A 26,524-nucleotide genomic window follows, 5' to 3' on the forward strand; every position below is an offset into this window, starting at 1 on the left:
TTTTCTCCAGTACCCCCGAAGGGGAAAACAAAGCAACGCTTTGCCTTGTAAAGCACTTCAGGCTTTATAAAAAGGTGCATGGTTATGCAGTCAATAATGGTGTCAGTTTGCCAAAACTCAAGATGTTTCATTGAGTGAATTTGCATCACTTTGTGTGTTTTGATCATTGCTCAGGCGATCTGATCTTAAAGTTTTTGTGTTTTCAAACAAATACTCAAGTTCGGCAATCGCATTCGGATAGCTTTCAATCACATCCTGTTGTTCATGGGCCCAATGCTGTTGGATCAGCAGCAGTTCATCTTCTTGCTTAAATTGCTCAATCTGGCGATGTGCTTGTTCAATTGAAAGACCAGTTTCAATCAAGGCCTGTTGCGCCATATCTAACGATGATGCATGAGTTTCACGCCAAATATGTTGTACCCCTAAATCATTGAGTAAATGCGCATGATGGCGATCACGGGCGCGAACAAATAAGGTTAAATCTGGATAGTTCAAACGCAGGTGGCGTGCCAGATTCATACTGTCTTCAACATCATCGATCGCAAGAATTAGTAATTTACAATATTCAATACCTGCGGCACGTAAGTTCTCGAGTTGGGTAACGTCAGCATCCAAGAAACGATGTCCATATTGTTCAATAAAATCGGCATCGGGTTGATTGCTGTCAATCACACTGAATTGTTGGCCTTGCGCGTGCAGAACGCGTGCAACCACTTGTCCAAAACGACCAAAACCCAAAATAAGAATCGGGTGTTGAGCAACATCGTCAGGCATCACCGAGACTTGTTTCTGTAAGCTTGGCAAAATTTTTGAATCAAATAACCAATACAGCACAGGAGTCAGCAGCATTGATCCACATACAATCAGCAAGGTCGGTGCTAAAATCTCTTTTGTCAGTAAATGTTCACTTTCTGCAAGCTTGAGCAGAATAAAACTGAGTTCTCCACTTTGTGCCAAGGTAATTGCAAATAATGTACTTCGTTTGGCATGCCGTTGCTGATAATAACTGATTGCAGCAATCACGCCAGCTTTGATTAAGACCAGTCCGAAGATTGAACCTAGAATCAAGAGCGGAGATTGGCTTAAAGCGTGCAGTGAGAGCCCTAAACCAATGGCAAGGAAAATAAGCCCGATCGCAGTATCTTTAAAAGGTTCTACAACACGTTCAATTTCTGTTTTAAATTCTGTCTCTGCAAGGAGCAGCCCGGCGAGAAATGCGGCAATCAAAATATGGATATTGAGAATATCTATGATCAGAATCACCGAGAGAACGATCAATAAACTCAATACAGGAATAAGCTGGGTACTGTTTTTACGTGCCAAGAAACGGAAAGAAGGTCGGACCAAATAACGACTCGCTAAAAATAAACCTGAAATGGTGGCGATAATGGCAGCAAAATAAGCAATACCATGTCGAGTCGAAGCGGTATCTTCAAGTAAAGGAAACAGCACGATCAAGATGACCGCAATGAAGGTCTGAAATTGTAAAGTGGCTAAGGTTGCTTGCCCCAATTTTTGATTGAGTTGTTGTTTCTTTTGTAGCAGTTGTTGCGGTAAGGTGACTGCGGATAATGCTAAGGCAAAACCGAGAATTATGCTTGTCTGTAGCTGATTGAACAGTAAAAAACATGCTCCGATCAGAACAAGGGTAATGACTGTGAGTTGTGAGCCGCTATTTTTAAGGATAGCTCTGCGCTCGAGCCAAAGTTGTTGTGGTCGAAAAGCGAAACCCACAAAGAACATGACCGCAATCATCCCCAAATCTAGTATTTGCTTGATCAGTTGAGGGTCTTCAATCAGACCTGAAACACTGGAGCCGAGTAAAAGTCCTGCGATCAGATAACCCAATACAGTATTGGCGGCATAACGTTTTGCGAGTGGAACAAAAATTAGAGTCGCAGCCAGTAAAAAAATAATCGGTAGCAGTAAAGACATTGAATGCCTCAAATTTTTCTATTTTGTCTAGACTAACTCAAATGAGTCGTCTGTAAAAATATGATCTGAAAAGATGATATTGGAAAATGTTCGATAACCTGAACAAGCTTAGACTGAGCTTCTAACTAAATTCCTGTGGATCCACATCAATGGATAGCCTCAATAGATGTTGACGAGGCAAGTGTACGACGTGTTGCCACCATTGACGCAAATAAAAATGCAGTTTGGCGCGATCAGTAGACAAAATCACCATATGCGCGCGATAACGACCAGCTTTACGTTCCATAGGTGCAGGAATGGGTCCCCAAATATCAACTAAATCTCCAGCCATTGTCCTTAATTGTTGTGCAATATCTGCTAAGAATTGTTGGCTATAATCTCGATCTTTAGATTCGACTCGAACCAGTACTGCATAGCGATAAGGGGGAAGTTGCGCGATCTTGCGATCAGCCAGCATTTGTTTGGCGACAGTACGATAATCATGTTCAATCAATGTGGTCAGCATCGGGTGATCTGGACGTAAACTTTGCAAATAGACACTGCCTTTATGCTCACCACGTCCAGCACGTCCAGCAACTTGTACAATTAATTGTGCCGTACGTTCTGGCGCACGAGGGTCAACACTGAGTAGGCCTGCATCAATATCTAAAATAGCAACAAGAGTGACATGCGGGAAGTGGTGGCCCTTGGCTAGCATTTGTGTGCCTAGCAAAATATTGGGTTTATTTTGCTGAATGCGATCATAAATTTTCTGCCAGCTACCCACTCGGCTGGTACTGTCACGATCGACGCGAATGACTTCATTGTGAGGGAAGAGCTCTTGTAGGTGTTCTTCAAGCTTGGCTGTTCCTGCACCAATGGTTTTTAAGCTTTGTTTTTGGCATGCAGGGCAATGATCGGGCAGGCGGTTGATGGTACCGCAATGATGACAATGCAAATAATGGTAAGGCTGTGAGTGTAGGGTAAAGTGCGCATCACAATGGGGGCAATTGGCTTGCCAGCCGCAGCTTTCACACATCAAGATTGGCGCATAGCCGCGTCGGTTTAAAAAAATCAGAACTTGTTCTTTACGTTCTAGGGTATGTTTGATTTGTTCAATTAAGGTTTGGCTCAGACCATGCTTCTTTTTTGCAACTTTTAAATCCACCACATGCATTTTCGGTAAAACTGCTACGCCTGCACGCTGATTCAGCTCCAGAAGTTGTAATTTTCCTGACTCAACCAGATGATAACTGTCGATACTCGGCGTAGCTGAGCCAAGAATCACAGGACAGTTTTGCAAATGTCCTCGATATAAGGCGACATCACGGGTATGGTAACGAAAGCCTTCTTGTTGTTTATAGGAAAGATCGTGTTCTTCATCCAGAATGATTAAGCCCAGATGAGGCAGCGGGGTATAGATTGCAGAGCGAGTACCAATAATAATTGAAGCCTTACCCGTCTGGGCATGTTGCCAAGCTTGTAAGCGTTTCGAGTCATTTAACCCCGAATGCAGTAAGGCAACATCACAATGAAAGCGGGACTTAAAACGCGCTACAGTTTGAGGCGTCAAGCCAATTTCGGGGACCAACACTAGAACCTGTTTGCCCTGTTTTAATACCTCATGCATCACTTGAAGATAGACTTCAGTTTTACCACTGCCAGTCAAACCATCCAATAAAAATGCTTGATAGTGATGCTGTGCTTTGAGAATTTGTTGAATGGCATTTTTCTGATCGTCATTGGGCGTTAAAGGGACTTGAGCCAATTGTACTGGTGTCGGGGTGAAATCATGGGGTTCTAGACAGCACTCAACCAAGCCTTTCTTTTCCAGAGCTTTCAGGGTTGAGGTTTCTACACCGCTGAGATTTAAAACATTCTCAGTGGTGCCGTGCGGATGAAGTTTTAAAACTTGATAGGCATCATATTGTTTTTGAGAGCGTTTTAATAAAGATGCTGGATCATCATGCGCTGTGATTTTCCATAAATGAAACAGAATATCTAAGGCACGTCCTTGTCTTAATAAGGTCGGCAGGGCACTTTGCATCACCTCACCAATCGGAAATTGATAATATTGGGCTGACCATGTCAACAAAGTTAAAACTTGTTGGTCTAAAATCGATTCCTGATCGAGTAATTCTGTGATGGCCTTAAGTTTGAACTGTCCTGTAAATGCTTCGTTTGGATCAACTTTCTCTGTAATGATCCCAACAAGATTTTGCCGACCAAAAGAAATCGCGACACGTGCACCGATTTGAGCTTGAGCGTACTGCTCAGCGCTGACCGTGTAGTCAAACGTGTCGTACACATAAACGGGTATTGCAACTCGAATACGGTACAAAATAGCGTTAGAATTTTGGGACGACATATAGGCTTCATTCATATAAGGGGCGATTGACACTTCAGCCTTTAGGTTGTGTTATTGACTAAAACAACTTATACAAGGCATGACTGCATGTCATGGAATTATGCTAAAGTGCGGAGTGTTATGTCGATGAATTTCTTGTGAAACTCACGTATTTCATTGCAAACACGGATGCAATAGCAACAACAACTATTTTGGGACAATTAGAACAGAACCATGCCTGCTTATCAATTTACCGCTCTTGATGCCTCTGGAAAGCAACATAAAGGTGTGCTTGAAGGGGATTCTGCACGTCAAATTCGCCAACAGTTGCGCGATAAAGCATGGACCCCGATTGCGGTTGATGCCGTTGAGCAAAAAGACAAACAGCAACAGCGGTCATGGTTTAAAAAAAGCTTTAGCGCTTATGATTTGGCACTGATGACCCGTCAGCTTTCCGTTCTAGTTGCCGCAGGTATTCCATTGGAAGAAGCTTTGCGTGCGGTCAGTAAACAAAGTGAAAAATCACATGTCCAAAATTTATTGATCGCCGTACGGTCTAAGGTGCTTGAAGGGCATTCACTGGCAAAAAGTATGCAACAGTCAGGTCGTTTCCCTGAACTCTATATTGCAACGGTTGCTGCAGGCGAGCGTTCAGGACATCTTGATTTGATTCTAGATCAACTGTCTGATTACACCGAAAATCGTTTTGCCATGCAGAAGAAAATTCAGGGTGCCATGATCTATCCGATTGTGCTGATGCTGATGTCTTTCGGGATTGTGATGGGTTTGATGACTTATGTCGTGCCTGAAATCGTCAAAACCTTTGAACAGAGTAAAGAAGCTTTGCCGTGGATTACAGTCGCATTGATGAAAGCCAGTGCCTTTATTCGGCATACTTGGGTTGGCATGCTGATTCTTGCTTTTATTGCCATTATTCTATTCACTCGATTTTTAAGAACCAATGCAGGGCATTATGCATTTGACCGATTAACGCTCAGATTGCCACTATTTGGTAAACTTTCACGTGGTATAAATGCGGCACGTTTTGCCAGTACCTTGTCCATTTTAACGCGTTCGGGTGTGCCTTTGGTTGAGGCCTTACGTATTGGTGCCGAAGTCAGTAATAACTGGGTGATCCGTGATGCGATTGAGGTGGCAATGGAGCGTGTAACAGAAGGTGGTAATTTGGCAACACAATTAGAGCGTTGCGGTTATTTTCCCCCGATGATGGTACAAATGATTCGAAGTGGTGAAGTCTCTGGTGAACTGGATCGCATGTTGGATCGTGCATCTATTATGCAAGATCGTGAAGTGACCACCTTTATTTCAACCTTACTGGCTTTACTTGAACCCTTGATGTTGATTTTTATGGCAGCAATTGTATTGGTGATTGTGATTGCGGTAATGTTGCCAATTATTAATATGAACAATATGATCTAATGAGTGACATGTAAGAGATGAAAATGAAGAATCAAAAAATGTATGTGAAGCAATCTGGCTTCACGTTAATAGAAGTGATGGTTGTTATTGTAATTCTAGGTGTTTTGGCGGCACTGATCGTTCCAAACGTCATGGGTCGTGGTGAAAAGGCTAAAGTGGATACCACCAGTATTACCTTAAAAGGTGTTGCGGGTGCCTTGGATCAATATAAGTTGGACAATGGTCGTTACCCATCGATGCAAGATGGTGGTTTAGATGCATTGGTGAATCAGCCTGCATCTGCAAAAAACTGGTTACCTGGCGGTTATGTGAAAGGTGGCTATCCAAAAGACAGTTGGGAAAATGATTTACAGTATGTGATTCCTGGCCGTGAAGGACGTTCATTTGATTTATATTCGTTTGGTGCGGATGGTAAAGAAGGTGGCGAAGGGAATGATGCGGATATTTATTATCAGCCATAATTATGAATAAAATATCACTTCACTTTTGAATTAAATAAATAGAGAGTGAAGTGATAATGTTTCTTAATTAAATAAAATAGCATAACTGTTTGAAAAATATAAAATGAATAAAATATTAAATATGTGAGAGTTATAATAAGAATTATTCCCATATTTGATAGTTACAAGAAAAAGAAATTATGCAGAAAAATAGACTATTTCTTTAGATCAAAGCTTTGCATAATAAATTCAAGCCGTTGAAAATAAGATGTGGAGAAATCAGATGAAAGCATTCTTTATGTTGGATGAACTGAATCAGTTTCATTGGGCAATGCTTAAATCTGTATTGCTCATTTTAAGTTTATTACCGATTAGTGAAGGTGCCCTAAGCCTATGGCAGGCCACTGAAGGCAGTAGTCAAATTATGATTGGCTTTTTTGTTCTCAGTATGTTGAGTGCATGGTTTGTGGTTTGTTTCTTAAGTGCTTTAAAAACCACAGTTTGGAGTAATAAAGAGCTGATTTCGAAATATGAGCAGCTGCTGTTTAGTGCCTATCGCTATATTCCAATGTTATTTTTATCTAGCTTGGTTGCTTATTTAACCATGCAGTTTTCTATAGCCATCTAAATATTTTAGACCGTCCAATGTTAAAACGTAGATATGAAATCTACGTTTTTTATTTGTCGAATTTAAGTGGGTTGAACAATCAGCATGGTGATTTTTCGGACTACAGGTAACACCAAAAGCAGAACCGGAAAAGCAATGATCCACGAAATCCCCCAAGCTGACATCCATGTATGAACAGAAAATTGTTCAAAGCCCATACTACGTAAGGTGCTAATAAATGACACGATAAAGGTCATGATGATTGATAAGAAGAAAGGTAAAACAATCGAGGCGTAACGATTTGGAATCTTTTGAAAACGAAAAGAAGAAGATTGAGAATTTTGCATTTTTTACTCCGTAAACCAACAAAAGCCAGTGCCTTATCAAAGATATAAATATCTTGATTAAAATAGCTCCAAGCCTTGTTGGAGATATGTTGGCACGTTGATTGACGTAAACGTTTACGGCTTTTTTGATCAGCACAGTTAATCTAGCATGAATATTTAAAATTACAAATCTGGAAGGGGCCATTTCCTTAACACTATAGGCCTATGTTCTTTCTTGTAATTATTTAAGGCGGGGAAGAGAAACAGATACAGTAAATTCAGTGAAAGATTGAGAGGCGGTATTACCCTTTGTGCCCAAAGTTTGAAGTTTCTCTGGGCACAACGTTGCTCTCATTTATCGACGGGATTTGAAGGTAATATCCACTTTACGTGGACGATAGATCCATCCCATAACCAACAATAATAGTGAGAAAATCAGGATTGGATAATCGCTTAAACGATTGTAGAGCGTTTGCCCTTGCATGGCAGGTAATTCACCACGCAACACGACCTCTTGATCGATTGGGGCTTGTTTGACGATATGACCATTGTGATCGATAAACGCAGTTACCCCTGTATTGGTGGCACGAATAAACCAACGGCCATTTTCTTTGGCACGCATTTGTACCATTTGTAAATGTTGCCAAGGTCCAGCCGTCCCTGTAAACCAAGCATCATTCGACACTGTAATTAAAAAATCACTGTTTGATGCATTCCGACGGGTCAGGTTTGGATACGCCACTTCATAGCAAATGGCTGCTGCAAGGGCATGGCCTTTCACTGTTAATGGTTTTTGATTAGCTTCACCACGAGAAAAGCCACTCATACTGACATCATTCTGCATCGCGGGCAGTACCCATTTCAACATCCCTGATAATGGAATATATTCACCAAATGGTACTAACCGTTGTTTTTTATATAAGCCATGTGAGTCACTACCAGAGGCCATAATACTGTTGTAATACAGTGGCTCGCCGGCTTGTTGTGATTTAGGTAGATCCCAGTAAGGAATCCCTGTGACCCAAGCGGTATCTGTTTTTTTAGCTTGCGCAGCCATAGCATCCAAAAATTCTGGAATATCCGTTTGGAACATCGGAATTGAGGATTCAGGCCAGACAATCAGATCACGTCCCCATTCAGCGCGAGTGAGGTTGGCATAAATTTCTAAGGTTTTAATTTGATATTCGGTTAACCATTTTAGGTCTTGTGGAATATTGCCTTGAATGAGTGAAACACTCAGTGGTTTAGTGGCCTTAGGTTGCACAAATTGAATAAATCCAGCTCCCCAAGCACCTAATACCAAGAGTGCTGAAGGAATTGCCCAAAACCAGCGACGATTTAAAATTTCGACCAAGGCACAGGCCAGTACAATCACCACGAAAGAAACCGCATAGACGCCAAATAAAGGCGCATAGCCATCGAGTAGGCGTTCAGTGAAGGCATAACCTGCAAACAACCATGGAAAACCTGTAAATACCCAAGTTTTTGCCCACTCAAATAATATCCAGAGTGGAGCGAAAGTTAATGGTGTTTCTGGAAAGAAGCGACGATACAACCATGTTTGAAAAGCCGTAAATAAGCCCATTGCGGCTGCCATAAAGACAATCATCAAAATGCTTAAAAAGGCATTGGTATCCCCGTAGGTATGGATCGAGGTGTACAGCCAAAACGCGCCGACAAACCATAAACCAAAACCATAAGCCCAACCGAGTGCAAAAGCTTGTCGAGGGCTACGTTGACGTAATACTGCATACAACAATGCAGGCGATAAAATCGCAAGCCACCAGAAATAATATGGGGCTAAAGCCAAACTAAAGATTGCACCCGCAATGAGTGCAATCAACAGTGGAAAAATAAAAGGAAGCTGTTTCTGTGGTTGAGACGAATTTAACAGCTTTTCAAAATAGGTTCTCATTGACGGACAGCTCGAATCAGATGAATAGTGCGTGCATCTGCTTCAATAATGGTGAATTGCCAATCGCCAAGCTCAATGGTTTGACCTTGTAAATCGCTCACTAAACCAATCTCTTGCAGCAGTAAACCGCCCATAGTTTCAACTTCATCGTCAGAAAAATCTGCATCTAAAATTGTGTTGAAGTGTTCGATTGGTGTAAGTGCCTGCACAATCCAGGTATTGGCTGTGGTCGGATCATTATCTGGCACGATATATAATGCTTCTTCATCTGCGATATCGTGTTCATCTTCGATTTCACCGACAATCTCTTCCAGAATGTCTTCAAGCGTGACTAAACCCGAGGTTGAACCATATTCATCGATCACAATCGCAATATGGGTCTGGGTATTTTTCAACATGCGTAATACTTGGTCTGAACGTGCACTTTCAGGTACAAATACAGGCTGACGCATCAATGAGCGAATATCAACTTTGACATTGCGTTCAGTTAAAAAAGGTAAGAGATCTTTCGCTAATAAGATACCAACCACATTATCGGTTTGATCCGCAGAGAATACTGGGAAGCGCGAATGTGCCGAATCAATCAGCACATGCAGAATATCAAGTAATTGATCATCTTCCTGTAAGCTAATAATCGCTGTACGCGGTGTCATGACTTCTCGAATCTTGGTTGCTGGCAGATCGAGAACACCCTCAAGCATAGCAACAGTATCTGGCTCTAAAAAGCGACGTGAGTCTTGAACTAACTTGAGTAATTCATCGCGGGTTTCAGGTGCGGTACCTAACCATTTTCTTAAGCCACGCATACCCCACGACGGACTGGATTCCTCGACCATGATCTTTCCTAAAGACTCTCTATATCAATTAGATGATTTTCATCATACCGAAGATAAAGCGGATATGCATCAATAATACTATGTAAAAAACGTACAGTTTTTCAAAAAGCTGATGATGATTTTCATATCAGCAGTTTATGCTAAAATGTAAAAATTCGAATATTTGAGTTTTATGATGTCTGAACAACCAAAACTTCCTGCTGTTCAAATCAATACGCGAGGTTTACGTTGCCCTGAGCCTGTGATGATGTTGCATCAAGCCATTCGCAAAGCCAAGTCGGGTGATGTGGTTGAGGTGCTTGCCACAGACCCGTCTACATCATGGGATATTCCAAAATTTTGTATGCATCTTGGCCATGAACTGGTACTGAAAGAAGAAACTCAGGACGAAAACAGCAATACTGAATATCGTTACTTAGTGCAGAAAGGTTAGTACTTGTTTAAATAGCACATAAAAAATCCGAGTCTAAACTCGGATTTTTTGCATTGCATATTCAAATCATCATCACCTGAAGCAGGAAGCACAAAGCAATACTTTGTCCTGCCGCAAGTGCAAAAGCTATGCTTTTGCAGAGAAGGTGCTGTTCTATTACATGTTCGGGTAGTTCGGACCACCACCACCTTCTGGTGTTACCCAAGTGATGTTTTGTGAAGGATCTTTAATATCACAAGTCTTACAGTGTACGCAGTTTGCTGCGTTAATCTGGAAGCGTTTCGAACCATCATCATTTTCCATGATTTCATAAACACCAGCAGGGCAGTAACGCTGAGCAGGCTCATCCCATTTTGGTAGGTTTACATCAACTGGAATAGATGGATCAGTCAACTTTAAGTGTGCTGGCTGATTTTCTTCATGTACGGTATTTGATACGAATACAGAAGATAAACGGTCAAAGGTCAGCTTGCCATCTGGTTTTGGATAGTTCGGCTTAAACGTTGACGCATCTACAGTTTTAAGTACCGCAAAGTCCTGCTTAAGATCATGCAAAGTGAATGGCACTTTAAAGATGTTTTGATCGATAAAGTTAAATGCACCACCAATCCATTGACCAAATTTGTGCATCGCTGGACCAAAGTTACGCGAGCTATATAACTCTTCTTTTAACCAAGAATTGTTATATTTATCGGTATAAGCAGTGAGCTCTTTATCAAAGTGGTCTTCGCCTTCAAGCACACGTGCAATGGCAAGATCGCCGCCTTTTGCAACGCCTGCAGCAATCGCTTCAAAGACTGCTTCACCACACAACATGCCTGATTTCATTGCAGTGTGTGAGCCTTTGATTTTTGAGAAGTTCAAGAAACCAGCATCATCACCAATCAAACAACCGCCTGGGAAAGTGAGTTTAGGTAAAGCATTGAAGCCACCTTTCACAACAGCACGTGCGCCGTAAGAAATACGTTTGCCACCTTCAAGGAATTGCTTGATGGTTGGGTGTGTTTTCCAACGTTGCATTTCCATGAATGGATACATGTGCGGATTTTCATACGATAAATCCACGATCATACCCATGGTCACTTGGTTGTTTTCTGCGTGATATAACCACCAGCCACCAGTCGAACCTGTTTCAGACAAAGGCCAACCTGCACCATGCATCACTAAACCTGGTTTGTGTTTTGCAGGGTCGATTTCCCAAAGTTCTTTAATCCCGATACCGTAATGTTGCGGATCAGCATCTTTATCTAGATTATATTTGGCAATCAGGCGTTTACCGAGGTGACCACGGCAGCCTTCAGCGAATAATGTATATTTGGCATGTAGCTCATAACCAGGCGTGAAGTTATGTGTTGGCTCACCATTTTTGCCAATCCCCATATCACCTGTTTGGATGCCTTTTACCGTACCATCTTCATGATAAAGCACTTCAGCAGCAGCAAAACCCGGGAAGATTGAAACTTCAAGTTCTTCCGCTTTTTGACCTAACCAACGAACAACGTTACCAAGGGAAACAACATAGTTTCCATCGTTGTGCATTGATTTAGGTACCATCCAATGCGGCATTTTTTGTGCTTTGGTATCAGACAATAAGAAATATGTTTCGTCGCCCGTTACAGGGACATTCAGTGGTGCACCTTCTTCTTTCCAGTTTGGAAATAATTCGTTCATGGCACGTGGTTCAAGTACAGCACCAGAAAGGATATGCGCACCTACTTCAGAGCCTTTTTCAACAACACATACAGAAAGATCAGGTAGGTTGTTTTCAATCGCTAATTGACGAATTTTAATCGCAGCAGATAAACCCGAAGGTCCTGCGCCAACGATCACTACGTCAAACTCCATCGCTTCACGTTCGATGTGTTCCATGTAGGACTCCTCATATTTTTAAGGGTGGCAACCGTAATATTGCGATTCGGTGCTGCCATGAGTGTTCTGAATTGCCGAACACAAATGATAGTATGTGCTCGCAAACGTTTGGGCTAGTATAGTTTTAAACCTTGGTCTCGCCAATTGGCTGAGCGGTCATATTTTCTCGTCATCAAGGCATAAACTATGATAAATGAAAATGATTCTCCACAAAACCCTTTAGAAAATCAGGGAAAAATCATGTTTTCTGATGATAAAAACTTAATCGACATTGCACAATACATAAAAGATGTACAGCAAAGTCACAAAAGGTCAATTCCCCCATTAGACCAGTGGCATCCGAAGCATTGCGGCAAAATGGATTTACGCATAAAAGCCAATGGCGAATGGTGGCACGAAGGTCAATTGGTCAAGCGACAAGCGTTACTTGACCTGTTTAGCAAAGTGCTATGGAAAGAAGATGGCAAATTCTATCTCAAAACCCCCGTTGAACAGATTGAAATTGAAGTCGAAGATGAGCCTTTGCTGATTAATCAGGCAGATCAGGTGGAAATAGAGGGTAAAACCTATTTACAACTGACTACAATCAATCAGGATGTGGTGATTGTCGATGAGCAGCATCCCATTTTTATGCGTGAATATGATGGTGAGTTAAGACCCTATGTGCATGTTCGCTTTGGGATGAATGCCTTGATCCAGCGTCAGAGTTTTTATCATCTCGTGAACTACGGCAGCTTGTCTGAAAATGCACAAGGCGAGACGGTTTTAACACTAAAAAGTGGTGATTTGGTCTTGCATTTGAGCACCTGAGGTTTAAGCTTAAAAGAGTGAATAAACCAATGCCTAAGTGTGTATGACAGCTGTTCAATCGATGCCTCTTTTACTCAATCCTATGCCACATGCATCATCAGATGCACCGATTGGTGTTTTTGATTCAGGGGTGGGTGGACTATCGGTTGCGCAAGAGATTGCTCGACATTTACCGAATGAGCAGATTATCTATTATGCCGATACGGCACATGTTCCGTATGGGGCACGTAGTGATCAGGAAATCCGCCAACTCACGGCTCAAGCGATTGAATGGCTGTATCGTCAAGGCTGCAAAATTGCGGTTGTGGCATGCAATACCGCTTCTGCATTTAGCTTGGATTATTTACGAGAACACTATGGTGAGCGGTTTCCAATTGTTGGCTTGGTCCCTGCATTGAAACCTGCGGTGATTCAAACCCAGTCAAAAGTTGTAGCCGTATTGGCGACACCTGCAACCTTTCGTGGTCAGCTGATTAAAGATGTCATTTCTAAATTTGCGGAACCTGCGGGTGTCCAAGTTTTAACAGTGACCAATTTAGAACTGGTGCCGTTTGTAGAAGCGGGTCAGGAGATGAGTCAGGCGTGTTTAACTGTTTTGCAACAGCTGCTTCAACCTGTGGTTGAGCAAGGCGCTGATTATTTAGTGTTGGGATGCACGCACTATCCATTTCTAAAACAGGCGATTCATCAGATTTTTGCAGAAAAATTAAAATTAATTGATTCTGGACAAGCAGTTGCACGACAAACTACGTATATTTTAATTAAAAATGGGTTATTATGTGACAAATTGCGTCATAACATTACCCGTATTGAATGTTATGTCAGTGGTAACAATGCTGTCGCGCTGCAACCAGTCCTTCAGCACCTTATACCAGAACAATTAACATGGAAAGTTAGAAATTTGGACGACTTAGGCGTTTCTCATACCTAAATTGAGCCAGTTTTATATATTTTATTGGGGAATAGCTGTTAATAAAAATCAAGATGCATACTTGATATTATTGATAAATGAATTGGGGCTTAGCCTATGCAAGATACTCGTTATCAAGTCTTTATTTCTACCTCTGGCAATGAAATGCAACCAGAGCGAGCGGTTTTGGCACAAACTCTTGTGGGAATGGGATTCCTGTCTTGGGGTTTAGAACAACGCACACCTTTAAGTACTTCAATCGCACGCCGTCAAATTGATGATTGTGATTATGTGGTGATTCTCTTGGGTAGCCAATATGGTGAACAATCCGTTTCAGGTGTGGGTTATATGCATCTGGAATATATTTATGCAATGACCAAACAAAAGCCTGTCATTGTGTTTATGCATGAAGATCCAGAATCGCGTGACGCAAAACTACATGATCACAAATCTGAATTAAAAGAAAAATTTAAAGAGTTTAGAAGGCAGCTTCAACACGAAGTTGACCAAGTATTTTGTTATCGCACACTCAGAGATTTAGAGTTGGCGGTGCGTTCCAGTATGCCGCAGATGTTAGAGCGTTATCCTGTCGTGGGTTGGGTCCGCCCACAAAATACACAGGTATTGCGTGATGAAATTGATGCATTGCGTGCCAAAGTGAAGCAACTAGAAACTGAGCTGGGTAACCGTGAAGCAGATCCGCTGACCAATGTACCCAAAGTCTCCATGCATGAGCTCTATTCATTTGAATATCGTATGCATGCTTACCAAGATGGTAACTTCAAGGAAGTTAAACCTCATCGTAAAATGACTTGGGCACAATTGTTAAATGTTTTAGGTGCAGCATTTGTGATTCCCACACCTGAAGAATATTTTTCCAAAAGAATGAATGAATATTTGAATGAAACGGGTTTGGACGATGCGCGTAAAGAAATGCCTCGAGCGCATGCAGTGTCGCGAGCACAGGTGAATATTCGTGCTTTGCATGAGATCAAATTGCAAATGCGTCAAAATGAATGGATTGTGCCCACTGGACGGGATGACCGCCAGCGGATGTTGTGGCAACTGACGTCTAAAGGGCAGAAATTGCTGGAAAGTAATGTCTTGGATAGCAATCGGGTTTTTCAAATTAAGACCATGCACTAATCCAATTTAGCAAAAAGGCCTAAAACTGCTAAAGTAATTGAATGAACTCAATGAAAAGCGGATACGGTCTATGTTAGTGACACAAAAACCAAAAGTAACTGTGATTCTGGCCAATCTTGGTACACCAGATGCAGCCACTGTCCCAGCAGTACGACGCTTTCTAAAGCAATTTTTGTCAGATACGCGGGTGATTGAGATTCCCAAGTTACTTTGGTGGATCATCTTGCATTTATTTGTGCTGACCTTTCGTCCAAAACGTGTGGCTGAAGCGTATGCTTCGGTTTGGTCAAATGACTCACCCATGCGTGAAATTGTATTGGAACAAACACTGCTGATTAAGCAGCGTCTACAAGAAGAAAATCATCAGTTTGATCTTACCGTTGTCCCTGCAATGACCTATGGTCAACCCAGTATTCATGATGTGCTTGATCAACTGGCGAAAACACCGCAAGAGCATGTGATTTTATTACCACTGTTTCCACAATATTCTGCGACGTCAACTGCACCTTTATATGATGCCTTTGCCAAATGGATTCCACAGCAACGTCATTTGCCCGGCATGACCTTAATTAAAGATTATTATCAGCATCCTCTGTTTATTCAGGCATTGGTAGATAGCGTATTAAACTATCAATTGCAGCATGGTAAAGCAGAAAAGTTACTCATGTCGTTTCACGGTATTCCTCAGCCTTATGCAGATAAGGGCGACCCTTATGCGGATCGTTGTCGCATGACCGCTCGCTTAGTTGCAGTGGCTTTACATCTGCAAGAACATGAATGGGCGATCAGTTTCCAGTCACGTTTTGGTAAGCAAGAATGGGTCAAGCCTTATACGGATCAGGTGTTACAGCAGTGGGGGGAGCAAAAGGTTCAATCTGTACAGGTGATTAGTCCTGCATTTTCAGCCGATTGTTTGGAAACATTGGAAGAGTTGGCGATGCAGAATAAAGAGATTTTCCAGCATGCAGGCGGTGGAGAATATGCCTATATTCCCGCTTTGAATGCAGATCAAGCACATATAGATTTGCTTGCCAGTCTGGTTCAGGCTAATCTTGATGCACTCACTCATACCTTAGCCCATCGTTAAATCGACGCTTTATTTCGCCAGAGGTTTCTATGCTACAAGTCAAAATTGTCCCTGTTACTGCATTTGCCCAAAACTGCTCAATTTTGTGGGACAGTGAAAGCAAAGAAGCGATTTTGATTGATGCAGGCGGTGATGCGGCTGTACTAAAAAAAGAAGTGGAAAGCTTGGGTTTAAAGGTCAAGGCACTGTGGTTGACCCATGGACACCTTGACCATGCGGGCGCAGTAGGGGAGTTGGCTGAAACGTGGCAGATCCCTGTGATTGGTCCGCATAAAGAAGATCAATTTTGGTTGGATATGATTCAGGAAGTTTCGGCACGTTATGGTTTTCCGATCCCACAACCTGTAAAAGTTGATCAATGGCTTGAGGGTGGAGAAGTATTAAAGCTCGGTGATGATGAGTTTGAAGTTCGTTTTGCACCAGGGCATACCCCAGGTCATGTGATGTTCTATAACGCTAAACATGGTTTGCTGTGGACTGGCGATGTACTGTTTAAAGGTTCGATTGGGCGGACAGACTTTCCAAAAGGTAATCACCAACAGTTATTAGACTCGATTCAACGCGAATGCTTTAGTTTGCCTGATGCAACTCAATTTATTTCAGGGCATGGACCAATGAGTACCATTGGTTATGAAAAGCAATTTAATCCATTTGTTGCAAGCAAAGCGGGTTAATCCTTGATTTAAGCTTCTGTATAACTATTCGCGGTTATACAGAAGCTTGCAGTTCAAATTGCTTCTAGCCATTTTTGATTGGCAAGATTCACATCAAAATTCAAACTATTACAAATGGTTTGTAAATCGAAAGAAGCTTTGTCCTCTGGAATTTGAATCAGAATTGGCAGGCGCGTAATGCCATTGTCGCCTGTAGGGAATGCATAATGGCGTTCTTTATGATTGATTGAGATCAGTGATTCAAATTCTAAATAAACAATCAGTGAAGGAAAGCGTCGCTGGATGCGGATAATTTCCTGATGCGCATGTTTTTTAATTTGTGTGGTTTTTTCTTTTAATTTAATAATATTATCTTTGATTTTCTGAGGCTTGTTCAGCAACTTACTCAGAAATGACGCACTTTGTTTTAGCTGGCGTTGATTTTCCTTTAATTCTGAAAATGCATCTTTATATTCTTGTAAGCAACTGATACTGATATCTTTAAGAATATTGGTTGGTTCCAATGCTTCTGCATGATGTTTTTTCCATTCCTCATAAGAAAAAACAGTAAACACATCCGCATGCCGTTTTTGCAACAAGGTGGCATAAGATTTAAGTCGTGCAATGAACAGATTGACCTGTTTATTGAAGATGATCGAAGGTTGAGAGTGAAATTCAACAAAATGGCTGATCAGATCATCCAGCGTTTGTTTGACACTCAGATATAGATAGCTGCATTCATCGCTATGATGAACAGCGTGTTTTAAAGCATCTGCGATTGGTTCAAGAATATTGCGACATAACTTTTGCTCAAAATCAATCAGTCGCTGTTCAACCAATTTTTCAATAAAAACCCCTTGAGGATTGAGCGGCTCCATCAAAAATGGAATCAGGGTTTTATTGGCGTAGAGTTCAATTTGGCGAACAACATCAGAGACATATTGGTTGACCTGTTTATCAATCGTAATGATGTGGCTCACTTGCCATTGGAATTGTTGATGCTGTGACTCGTTTTCGATCTGGTCTAAATCTAAAATGGCAGCATTAAAATAAACGTTCTCGCAGGCTTCAAATTGTTCTTCTTGTAAAAATCGCCGAATTGAAAATGTATTGGTTAATCCTTCCTTACTTGGTGCGAGCGCAAAAATATATCGAGAGGTTCTCACGATATCCAGCTGTCGAGATTTCTGCTGCTTATATAAAAAATATTTAAGAATATGAGGTTTTTGTTCTCGCAGTTGATGCGAACGAATGATGTTAAAAGAATATTTGAGTAGTTGTTGTTTTAAAAATACTTCACTAATAAAGGTCTTAATGATATCCGTATTGATATTGCGTTGATTGTTGGGGAGTTGAATCCGTTCTTTTGCCAAGATAATTTGTGCGGCAGCATAAATAAATTCTTTTAACACCTGTTTTTTTTGCGCTTGTAGATCAAAGTCATCTTCGGTGTTGATACGATGGATTTGACTGAGCATATTCTCTAAATAATCTGAAATTGCATAGATATCATTGTATTGTTTTAATTTTTCCAGCGAGTCGCCAATGGTTTTGACCAGTGCCTTGATAGGTGCATCATGAATTTTGTCCGCCAGCAAATGGATATCATGTTTGGCCAGATAAGAAAAACTTTGATCTTTTGGGTTCCAGTGAATCTTTTTGAGTTGCAAAATCTGTTGGCAGATATTTTCGCAGTCTTCATTGGAGCAGGTCGCGAAAAGTGTTTGCAAATTGGTCTGCCAATTGGCATCTAAGTTAGGATCAATTTGGTTGACTAAAACTTTCAGTTGATAGGGAATATACTGATTCATTATTACATCCTAGTAAGTCTAAATGTTTTTATTAAACAAACTGATACCTTTAGAATTTTGATTAAGGCTGTATCAGTATGAACGATAAGTTGTAGTGTTATTTGGTATTTTTATTCAATACAATGTGTAGCTTAAGATTTGCATAGCATCATGGAAAAGTAAATTACTGTGATGTAATTCTCATATTTAAAATGTGTAAATTTTTATTAAAATGAATCAAAGATAAGCAGGATTTATTTTTGTTTTTTTGAAAAATGAAGATGATTAGTCTTCATAATCATCTTCATTGCGTTTGAGGTCTGCTTGTGGCGCATCTTGCGTCGGCAGTTTGTATTCATCACTGGCCCAGGCACCAAGATCAATCATTTTACAACGCTCTGAACAGAACGGACGAAACGCATTCGCTTCCCAAGTACTGGTTTCACCACAACGTGGGCAGGGGAATGTACGTGGCATAGAAAATTCCTAAAACAAAGAGCAAATAGATTAGGCAAAAGTAAGGTGAGTTGTTAGACTTGTGCCGATTTCTAGATAGTTTGATGAGATTATGTCGATTCGTCAATTTCAAGCACAACGTATGCAAGCCCCTCGTGATTTTATTGCCATTCCCAATACGCCGATTTGCGTTGAAATTGGGGCTGGAAAAGGCAAACATGCCTTGCTGTTTACAGGGCAAAACCCGCAAACCACGTTGTATGCAATTGAGCGAACCAAAGAAAAATTTGTGGCGATGCAAAAACAGCATCAATTAGAACCACGTGAATATCTACATCCGATTCATGCAGATGCATTACCTTGGGTCGTGCATGCATTGTTCCCGGCACAAGTACAACAATTTTTTATCCTTTATCCAAATCCAGAACCGCATAATCCAGCGCAGCGCTGGCTCAATATGCCATTTTTCGAATTTCTTCTTTCACGCCTTCAACCGAATGGCACAATTACTTTAGCGAGTAATATTCCTGAATATATTGAGGAAGCTGAGCAGCAACTCCTTGAGATATGGAAATTACCTTATGAAAAACAAGTGATTGCAGCATGTTCTGCACGAACCCATTTTGAAATCAAATATTTAGAACGTGGTGAACTTTGCCAACAGTTGATCATTCGTAAGTCAGAAGATTACTCAACCCGTTTTGATGGTTTTGCGCCGCTACAAGGTCAAAATGCCCCAGAGCATCGCGATGCCTAAGCGTGTTGCCATTATTGGTGCGGGTCCAGCGGGTTTGATGGCTGCTGAAGTACTCAGCCAATACGATTATGAAATCGAGGTGTTTGAGCAGAAGCCTTCAGCTGCACGTAAGTTTTTAATGGCAGGCAAAACGGGCCTGAATATTTCACATGCGGAACCTGTTGAAGCCTTTACCCAGCGTTATGATCGTGCTGAATGGTTAGCGCCTTGGGTGAAACAATGGGATGCACAATGGATTCAGGGCTGGATGCAGGGGTTGGGGATTGAGTCCTACGTGGGCAGTTCTGGACGCGTCTTCCCTGTAGAAATGAAAGCAGCACCGTTACTCCGTGCTTGGTTAAAGCGATTGATGAATGATGGTGTAAAATTTCATTACCGTCATCGTTGTGTGGATTTATCCAACAATCAACTCACCATAGAGAATCAGACTCAGCAATTTAGTGCAACTTATGATGCGATTGTGTTGGCCTGTGGTGCGGTATCCTGGTCGCAATTGGGGAGTGATGGTGCATGGCAGCAGTGGCTACCAAAGCATGAAATTGAGCCATTTCAAGCCAGCAATGCAGGTGTCTTGAAAACATGGTCCTCATTTATGCAGGAATGTTTCGGGCAGCCGCTTAAGCGCGTCAATGCTTGGGTACGGCCTGAACAGCAAACACATGGCGATATCATCATTACGCATTATGGTTTTGAGAGTGGTGTGATTTATAAATTGGGTCGTGATCTCAGAGCGCAAATTGCCCAACAGCAACTTCTACAATTGCATCTGGATTTGCTACCAGATGTCAGCGTTGAACAGTTAGAAAAGAGGCTACAAGGCAATAAAAAGCAGTCTCTCACCAATCTTTGGCGCAAAGCAGGGTTGGATCAGGTCAAAATTAATCTGCTTCGGGAAATCGTCGATAAAAGCTTATGGTCAGATGCCAAGCAAATGGTGCAGCAGATCAAGCATCTCAGTATTTCTTTAGATGGCTTCCGTCCAATCGAAGAAGCCATTAGCTGTGCAGGCGGGGTGAAGCAAGATGTTTTATCTCCACGGCTGCAATTGCAATCTAATCCTTATGTGTTTTGCTGTGGTGAAATGCTGGACTGGGATGCACCGACAGGTGGCTATTTATTGACAGCCTGTTTTGCGACGGGAAGAGCTGCGGCAGAGGGGGTAAATGCATTTATCAAATGATATATAAGTTAAAATTTTTCAACAAAAATAAGCTAAATCAAATGATGAAGAGGGTATATGAATATTGAGCCGATTGTGGAAACATCAGACGACGAAATAATAAAACCATTGCAACCGCAGCAAGTGATCACTTTATTCTTCCAACCGAAAAAATTCTTTTCACAATCTAAAAACTATCATCATCAAAGCATTATTTTAATTGCTTACTTGATAGGTATTGTGGCTGTGATGGACCGAATCGATCAGCAGCTATTACGTGCCGAAACAACAAATAGAACCTCTTTCCTGACCTCAGCTGCGGATTCTTGGTTAAGTTATTGGTTATGGGTTCTTGGCGTCGGGATTATTTCTGCAACCTTTGCTTGGTTGATTCAAGGTTGGTGGTATAAAAAAAGATTACAGTTTTCAGGTGCCAAAGAGGCCGATCCACAACTTGCCCGACATGTATTTGTATTGCAATCTTTGGTCGTTGCGCTGCCAATTGTGGTTACAACAGTGATTCAAACATTTTTATATCCAAATTATTTTGCAGCCTATAATCATTCTACAGTTTTAGGATTGATTCCGATTCCATTTTTATTCTTGTCGTGTTGGGTGAGTTACCGTGGTGCTACACAAGTGTTTAATACCAATGGCTGGGCAAAATTTTGGTTTTTAGGACTACCAATCCTTTTCTATGTTTTAATCATTGGTGCATTTTCCGCTCTAACCAGTTGAGTTTGCAAGGACAGTGTGATACTTCACCAATTCATGCCGTATTTCTTGAGTAGATTTGCCTTGTGATGCGGCATTTAAAAATGCTAGTTTTGAGTAAATGTTCATCAGGAATAAGGATATGTCTCAGACTTCACCTATATATCGCGGCAGTTGTTTATGTGATGGGATTCATTATGAGATCGATGGTGAAATTGGTGAGATTATACAATGCCATTGTCAACGTTGCCGTAAGGCCAATGGCACTGCCTATGCAACCAATGCACCAATTAGCAATACTGCTTTTAAAATTGTAAAAGGTGAAGAGCTTGTTAAAAAGTTTGCTGCATCAGGTGTGTATCGTTGGTTCTGTGGCGAGTGTGGTTCCCCTTTAATCAGTTCGCGTGATGCCCAGCCTGAGCTTTATCGCTTAAGAATCGGGACTTTAGATACACCATTACAGCAAAAGCCAAGCATGCATATTTTTGCTGCCTCTAAAGCAGAGTGGGATTGTATCGCGGATGATTTACCTCAATATGCTGAACGTCCTTAAATCGGATCTATTCTTACAATGATTTTTGAGACCTCTGATTTAGAGCCAAATGATATCTATCGACTCTTGGTCGGTGGCATTTCACCACGACCGATTGCGTGGATTAGCACACTCTCTGCGGATGGCGTGGCAAATATTGCGCCTTATTCATTTTTTAATGTCGCCAGCTGTAACCCGCCCATTTTATGGTATTCCCAAGTCAATCCACGAAATGGTCAGGATAAAGACACCATTCGTAATTTGATTGATACTCAAGAGTGCGTGGTACATATCGTGAATTCACAATTGCTGGAAAAGATGAATTTATCTTGTGCTTTATTGCCCCCAGAGCAAAGTGAATTTGAGTTTGCCGAGATTGAGTCTGAACCAAGCCATTCTGTTGCAGCGTTAGCGGTTAAACATGCACCCATTCGCTATGAATGTCAGTTAAGAGAAGTCCTTCAACTCAGTACGCTTCCATCAGGTGGCACAGTGGCTTTGCTGGAGGTGAAATCGATTTATGTCGATGATCAAATTTGGGACGGACAGATGATTGATCAGCAACAACTCGATAGTGTCGGGAAAATGGGCGGCGATTTTTATAGCTTAACGACAGATTTGCGCACACTTGCCAGACCCGTCATTTCATCAACAGATGAGCATAAAAAAGGAGGTTAAATACCTCCTTTTTTATTATTTTAGAGTTTAAATCTGAGACCATTCTCATCATTTTATAGCTATATTTTTATGGATGCAGTACGCGCATCCCAGTCACGCATAAGCTCTGTTACTGCATGATTGAGTACAGTACCCGACACGCCATCGCGAGCTTGCATTGATAATCCGAGTAGAAAACTATGCAAGCTGGCAGCATAAGCACACACCGCGGTATCGGTCGGAAGGCCAAGTGTATCGACAGCACGTTGTATACATTGTTGGAACTTTTCGCGAGTTTTTGCGCGTTGCTTGCTGAGAAATTTTTGAATACGTTCATTTTCTGGAGAGCAGGCACCTGCGGACAATACCAAGAGGCATCCTTTCGGGTGATTAAGCTCAGTTTGCATCTTTGCAGAGCGGCGTAATGCGAGTTCGATGGCTTCTCGTGGCCTAAGGTTTTCATCCCACAGACTGGAAATGACTTGACCATGCGTGGCAAGGTAGTGCTCGACCACTTCCTGGAACAGTGCTTCTTTTGAGCCAAAGGCCGCATAGAAGCTCGGTGCAGTAATACCGCCACCAATGTTTGATTTAAGCAGTGACAAGGACGTCGAATCATAACCATATTCCCAAAACAGGAACATTGCCTGTTGGATGGCTTCATCTCGATCAAAGGTACGTGGGCGGCCCATTTGCGCCATTTGGAACTCCTCTTTTAATGAGATATATACTAGTCGATACAAAAGTCGTTGACAAGGTTTGTGTAGAGGCTTACATTTATATCGATCGATACATATATTGGTGGATATTGAGGTCTTTCAATCTCATTGTTGCTTCCGGTGCTTGTGGATGAATATAGATGAGCTTGTAGACCGCTAAATCCCCCTTTAATCCTAAAACAGGAATTTTCATAATGAATAATGCACTCACAGGAAAAGTCGCACTGGTTACAGGTGGAAGTCGAGGTATTGGTGCTGCTATAGCTCGGCTGTTAGCGGCACAGGGCGCAGATGTGGCAATCACTTACAGTAGATCAAAAGATCAGGCACAGGCTGTTGCAGAGGAGATTCAGGCATTAGGTCAACGTGCCGAAGTGATTGCAGCTGACGCCGTTGATGCAACACAGGTTATCGCTGCGGTTGATACAACTGTGAGCAGACTTGGACGATTGGATATTCTGGTCAATAACGCAGGTAATTTTCTGACTGGACATATTGATCAGCTCACACTTGATGATTATGACCAGACCATGTCCGTCAATTTACGTGCAGTGTTTACAGCGACGATGCAGGCAAGCAAATATTTGCCTGATGGTGGACGTATTGTCTCGATTGGGAGCTGTCTTGCTTCAAGGGCTGGTCGTGAAGGTATTAGTTTATATGCAGCCAGCAAAGCAGCTTTAGTGGGCTTGACCAAGGGCGTAGCACGAGATTTAGGCAAGCGTGGGATTACAGTCAATGTCGTTCAGCCAGGACCAACCGATACAGATATGAATCCTGCTGATGGCGCTCATGCAGATGCAGTTCGAGCTACTTTAGCATTATCCGCTTATGGACATCGCGAGGACATAGCCGCAACGGTACTTCATTTGGTGGGAGAAAGTGGGCGCTATATTACTGGTGCAGTCATAGATGTAGATGGTGGTTTTAATGCTTAAAATGATCGAATAAAAAAGCTTTCTATTGAATACAAGAAGGGAAAAGGAGGCAAAATGCCTCCTTTTTTCTTATTTTGCAGTTAAAGCTTCACCTTCAAACTTTACCCCGTCCCAGCCATTTTGCATAAACTGGCGAATATTTTGGTGGTCTGTTGCTTCAGGCGTTGCCAGCACAGATGCATAGTGTTCTGCAAATAAACTTAAAGTATCCGCTTGATTTAAGCCTTCAATTTTAGCAAAACTGAGTACTTTGGCACTGCCTTGGTTTTCAGTCGCAGCATTGAATTGCGCACCATTTTGGAATGCCGTTGGTGTATGTTGATAACCAGCTTCGATAAATGCCAATACATCTGCAAATTTTGCCGAGCCATCTTTAAGTTGTGCCAATAAGCTTTGAGCCATTGCTAAAATTCCATGTTTATTGAATCAATGGCAGCATCATAACATTGAAAATGGAGAAGAGAAGTCATCGATCTCTGAACTAGACGTTATAGCGTTGGCAGTTTATGCTCAGAGCGATTATGAAAGTATTGAATAATAATGAATCGACATCATTTTAAATTACCACCATCCAAACGTTTATTTCGATTTTTAGCAGCCGTTTTAAGTTGCCGTTTCTTATTACAATTGCGCCGTTTGATGATGCGAATATTGCCATTTATGCCTTTGCAGAGCCGCGTCAGCAATATTGTGTATTTGTCGTGGCTGGTGGATGTTGAGCAGGTACGTCAGCACTATCCGCAATCTGTACCGCTCTGGGAAAAAGATGGCAAAACTATTTTTACGGTTTTAACGTATCAACATCATCATTTTGGATTTAAGTTTTCCGGTTGGCTACGCAAGTTAATGCCTTCACCTCGACAAAGTAACTGGCGTTTTTATCTGGATGAGTCGCAGCCAAAGACTGTGATTTTTGAGCAAGTCATTGTCGATCAAGCGCTCTATGTGATCGGTGGTCGCCTTACCAGTGATGTGATGCCAGCACAATATGCTTCGGTATTTCATCATCAATTCGATGAGCAAATGCAGAGTATTTGCACTGAACTTAAAGTAGATGAGGACTATGGCTTGATCAGTGATGTACAAATTACGGGGGAGAAGCAATTACCGACCACATGGCAAATGCTATTTCCATCATGGGATGAAGCTGTTCGATTTTTGGTAGACCAAGATCATGCATGGGCAGAATGGGTTGATCAACCTACACGAATGTCGCAAGGCGATATCAAAATGCCATTTCAGTTTCAGCAGATTCAGGCCGTCAAGATTCGTACCTTGCAAGCTCCGAAATTATTGCAACAATTTGGTTTAGATGACACCGCAGAAGCCTTTGCTTTTGTTGTACCCGCATTAGACTTTTATGTGGTTGGGGAAAAGATTTTGTCTACCTCAGACTAAGTTGTGGATAACTTTATGTTTATACACAGTTCAACGCGAGTTGAAAAAATGGGTTGAGTTGCTTAAAAAATATGTTATTTTAGAACAAAGGAGATGGCATTCCTCCTGTCACAAACCGCCATAATGGCTAATGATGCCTACGTTACCCTGAACAGGGGGCGTAGGTTCGTGCGTGCTCTGTTCCCATGTTTGGAGTTCGCCCATGAAAAATCTTCAGAACAATATTTATAATTCTATGTCTATTGTCGCTTTCACTCCAATCTTGTCTTTGGAGTAAACTATGTACTATCCATTACTTTCAATTGCACTTGGTTCTGTATTAGGTGCATGGCTGCGTTGGTTCTTAGGTCTAAAGCTGAATCCGATTTTTCCCAATATTCCTTTGGGGACTGTCACGGTTAATTTTGTCGGTGGCTTTATTATTGGTTTTGCAATTTCATATTTTTCTCAAAGTTCACTGAGTCCCAATTATAAACTGTTCGTGATTACAGGCTTTTGTGGTGCATTAACGACATTTTCGACCTTTTCTGCCGAGATTCTTGCCTTATTACAAAGCGGTAAGTTGGGTTATGCCTGCACAGCAATTTTGATTCATGTGCTGGGGTCGTTGCTGTTTACTATTTTGGGAATGAGTCTGCATCAATGGCTCAGTGCTGCATAGTTGAGGAGTA

General features: G+C 41.7%; 27 protein-coding genes and 1 riboswitch. Of the genes, 17 read left to right on the plus strand and 10 right to left on the minus strand.

Going from position 1 to position 26,524, the window contains the following annotated elements; genetic code table 11:
• Positions 1-117 precede the first annotated feature (117 nt).
• Both F887_RS15790 and F887_RS15785 read right to left on the minus strand, forming a co-directional pair.
• The gene (locus tag F887_RS15790) at positions 118-1,935 is read right to left on the minus strand and encodes a cation:proton antiporter domain-containing protein (protein ID WP_005291494.1); all 1,818 of its coding nucleotides are present in this window, start codon (positions 1,933-1,935) and stop codon (positions 118-120) included.
• Positions 1,936-2,056: 121 nt separating this feature from the next.
• Positions 2,057-4,282: a primosomal protein N' gene (locus F887_RS15785; RefSeq protein ID WP_416201958.1), complete on the minus strand. Its 2,226-nt coding sequence runs from the start codon at positions 4,280-4,282 to the stop codon at positions 2,057-2,059.
• Between the two features lie 213 nt (positions 4,283-4,495).
• Between F887_RS15785 and gspF the strand changes: the two genes are divergently transcribed.
• The 3 genes from gspF to F887_RS15770 all read left to right on the plus strand — a co-directional run bounded on the left by gspF (position 4,496) and on the right by F887_RS15770 (position 6,769).
• Positions 4,496-5,701, plus strand: coding sequence for a type II secretion system inner membrane protein GspF (gspF, locus tag F887_RS15780; protein WP_005291498.1), 1,206 nt, complete (start codon positions 4,496-4,498; stop codon positions 5,699-5,701).
• 23 nt (positions 5,702-5,724) lie between these two features.
• Complete coding sequence (gene gspG / locus F887_RS15775) at positions 5,725-6,162, plus strand: type II secretion system major pseudopilin GspG (RefSeq protein ID WP_005154957.1); 438 nt, start codon at positions 5,725-5,727, stop codon at positions 6,160-6,162.
• 262 nt (positions 6,163-6,424) lie between these two features.
• On the plus strand, positions 6,425-6,769 hold the full coding sequence (locus tag F887_RS15770) for a hypothetical protein (RefSeq protein WP_005291500.1): 345 nt from the start codon (positions 6,425-6,427) through the stop codon (positions 6,767-6,769).
• Positions 6,770-6,831: 62 nt separating this feature from the next.
• Here the strand turns inward: F887_RS15770 and F887_RS15765 are convergent, their stop codons facing one another.
• From F887_RS15765 to F887_RS15755, 3 genes are all read right to left on the minus strand, one after another.
• Positions 6,832-7,095 carry a DUF2798 domain-containing protein gene (locus F887_RS15765; RefSeq protein WP_005291502.1) on the minus strand — a complete coding sequence of 88 codons (264 nt, stop codon included), beginning with the start codon at positions 7,093-7,095 and terminating at the stop codon, positions 6,832-6,834.
• Between the two features lie 334 nt (positions 7,096-7,429).
• The gene (lnt, locus tag F887_RS15760; protein WP_005291505.1) at positions 7,430-8,989 is read right to left on the minus strand and encodes an apolipoprotein N-acyltransferase; all 1,560 of its coding nucleotides are present in this window, start codon (positions 8,987-8,989) and stop codon (positions 7,430-7,432) included.
• Positions 8,986-9,825 (minus strand): HlyC/CorC family transporter, encoded by an 840-nt coding sequence (locus tag F887_RS15755; RefSeq protein ID WP_004802396.1) that lies wholly within the window; start codon positions 9,823-9,825, stop codon positions 8,986-8,988. Before F887_RS15755 ends, lnt begins: the two co-directional genes overlap by 4 nt.
• 175 nt (positions 9,826-10,000) lie before the next feature.
• Here F887_RS15755 and tusA point away from each other — a divergent pair, with 175 nt between their 5' ends.
• Positions 10,001-10,258 carry a sulfurtransferase TusA gene (gene tusA, locus F887_RS15750; RefSeq protein WP_005291507.1) on the plus strand — a complete coding sequence of 86 codons (258 nt, stop codon included), beginning with the start codon at positions 10,001-10,003 and terminating at the stop codon, positions 10,256-10,258.
• Between the two features lie 156 nt (positions 10,259-10,414).
• Here the strand turns inward: tusA and F887_RS15745 are convergent, their stop codons facing one another.
• A complete protein-coding gene (locus F887_RS15745; protein ID WP_005291510.1) occupies positions 10,415-12,127 on the minus strand; it encodes an electron transfer flavoprotein-ubiquinone oxidoreductase in 1,713 nt (570 codons plus the stop codon).
• Positions 12,128-12,313: 186 nt separating this feature from the next.
• On the opposite strand from F887_RS15745, the gene F887_RS15740 reads away from it, so the two are divergent.
• From F887_RS15740 to F887_RS15720, 5 genes are all read left to right on the plus strand, one after another.
• The gene (locus F887_RS15740; RefSeq protein ID WP_005291512.1) at positions 12,314-12,937 is read left to right on the plus strand and encodes a DUF1285 domain-containing protein; all 624 of its coding nucleotides are present in this window, start codon (positions 12,314-12,316) and stop codon (positions 12,935-12,937) included.
• A 43-nt stretch (positions 12,938-12,980) separates the two neighbouring features.
• Positions 12,981-13,868, plus strand: coding sequence for a glutamate racemase (gene murI, locus F887_RS15735; RefSeq protein ID WP_005291514.1), 888 nt, complete (start codon positions 12,981-12,983; stop codon positions 13,866-13,868).
• Positions 13,869-13,964: 96 nt separating this feature from the next.
• Positions 13,965-14,993: a DUF4062 domain-containing protein gene (locus F887_RS15730; RefSeq protein ID WP_005291517.1), complete on the plus strand. Its 1,029-nt coding sequence runs from the start codon at positions 13,965-13,967 to the stop codon at positions 14,991-14,993.
• Between the two features lie 70 nt (positions 14,994-15,063).
• A complete protein-coding gene (gene hemH / locus F887_RS15725; protein WP_005291518.1) occupies positions 15,064-16,080 on the plus strand; it encodes a ferrochelatase in 1,017 nt (338 codons plus the stop codon).
• Between the two features lie 29 nt (positions 16,081-16,109).
• Positions 16,110-16,754 (plus strand): MBL fold metallo-hydrolase, encoded by a 645-nt coding sequence (locus tag F887_RS15720; RefSeq protein WP_005291520.1) that lies wholly within the window; start codon positions 16,110-16,112, stop codon positions 16,752-16,754.
• 53 nt (positions 16,755-16,807) lie between these two features.
• Here F887_RS15720 and F887_RS15715 read toward each other — a convergent pair whose 3' ends face one another.
• Both F887_RS15715 and F887_RS15710 read right to left on the minus strand, forming a co-directional pair.
• Entirely contained in the window at positions 16,808-18,544 is a 1,737-nt protein-coding gene (locus F887_RS15715) for a hypothetical protein (protein WP_005291521.1), read from the minus strand.
• A gap of 264 nt (positions 18,545-18,808) precedes the next feature.
• Positions 18,809-19,000, minus strand: a complete 192-nt coding sequence (locus tag F887_RS15710; protein WP_005291524.1) for a DNA gyrase inhibitor YacG — start codon at positions 18,998-19,000, stop codon at positions 18,809-18,811.
• Between the two features lie 91 nt (positions 19,001-19,091).
• On the opposite strand from F887_RS15710, the gene F887_RS15705 reads away from it, so the two are divergent.
• The 5 genes from F887_RS15705 to F887_RS15685 all read left to right on the plus strand — a co-directional run bounded on the left by F887_RS15705 (position 19,092) and on the right by F887_RS15685 (position 22,819).
• Positions 19,092-19,736, plus strand: coding sequence for a class I SAM-dependent methyltransferase (locus tag F887_RS15705; protein ID WP_005291526.1), 645 nt, complete (start codon positions 19,092-19,094; stop codon positions 19,734-19,736).
• Entirely contained in the window at positions 19,729-20,916 is a 1,188-nt protein-coding gene (locus F887_RS15700; RefSeq protein ID WP_005291528.1) for a TIGR03862 family flavoprotein, read from the plus strand. Before F887_RS15705 ends, F887_RS15700 begins: the two co-directional genes overlap by 8 nt.
• 57 nt (positions 20,917-20,973) lie before the next feature.
• Entirely contained in the window at positions 20,974-21,633 is a 660-nt protein-coding gene (locus F887_RS15695) for a hypothetical protein (protein ID WP_005291529.1), read from the plus strand.
• 118 nt (positions 21,634-21,751) lie between these two features.
• On the plus strand, positions 21,752-22,162 hold the full coding sequence (locus F887_RS15690) for a GFA family protein (protein ID WP_005291531.1): 411 nt from the start codon (positions 21,752-21,754) through the stop codon (positions 22,160-22,162).
• A gap of 18 nt (positions 22,163-22,180) precedes the next feature.
• Positions 22,181-22,819: a flavin reductase family protein gene (locus tag F887_RS15685; RefSeq protein ID WP_005291532.1), complete on the plus strand. Its 639-nt coding sequence runs from the start codon at positions 22,181-22,183 to the stop codon at positions 22,817-22,819.
• Positions 22,820-22,878: 59 nt separating this feature from the next.
• On the opposite strand, the gene F887_RS15680 is transcribed toward F887_RS15685, so the two are convergent.
• Positions 22,879-23,499 (minus strand): TetR/AcrR family transcriptional regulator, encoded by a 621-nt coding sequence (locus F887_RS15680; RefSeq protein ID WP_005291535.1) that lies wholly within the window; start codon positions 23,497-23,499, stop codon positions 22,879-22,881.
• Between the two features lie 212 nt (positions 23,500-23,711).
• On the opposite strand from F887_RS15680, the gene F887_RS15675 reads away from it, so the two are divergent.
• Positions 23,712-24,455, plus strand: coding sequence for an SDR family NAD(P)-dependent oxidoreductase (locus F887_RS15675; protein WP_005291537.1), 744 nt, complete (start codon positions 23,712-23,714; stop codon positions 24,453-24,455).
• 69 nt (positions 24,456-24,524) lie between these two features.
• On the opposite strand, the gene F887_RS15670 is transcribed toward F887_RS15675, so the two are convergent.
• Entirely contained in the window at positions 24,525-24,857 is a 333-nt protein-coding gene (locus tag F887_RS15670) for a HopJ type III effector protein (RefSeq protein ID WP_005291539.1), read from the minus strand.
• 138 nt (positions 24,858-24,995) lie between these two features.
• On the opposite strand from F887_RS15670, the gene F887_RS15665 reads away from it, so the two are divergent.
• Positions 24,996-25,853 (plus strand): DUF2071 domain-containing protein, encoded by an 858-nt coding sequence (locus tag F887_RS15665; protein WP_005291541.1) that lies wholly within the window; start codon positions 24,996-24,998, stop codon positions 25,851-25,853.
• Positions 25,854-25,933: 80 nt separating this feature from the next.
• Positions 25,934-26,000: riboswitch (Fluoride riboswitch) on the plus strand.
• Between the two features lie 133 nt (positions 26,001-26,133).
• On the plus strand, positions 26,134-26,514 hold the full coding sequence (gene crcB / locus F887_RS15660) for a fluoride efflux transporter CrcB (RefSeq protein WP_005291544.1): 381 nt from the start codon (positions 26,134-26,136) through the stop codon (positions 26,512-26,514).
• The last annotated feature ends 10 nt before the right edge of the window (positions 26,515-26,524 follow it).

The organism is Acinetobacter sp. NIPH 2100, from assembly GCF_000369805.1.
Taxonomy (GTDB): domain Bacteria; phylum Pseudomonadota; class Gammaproteobacteria; order Pseudomonadales; family Moraxellaceae; genus Acinetobacter.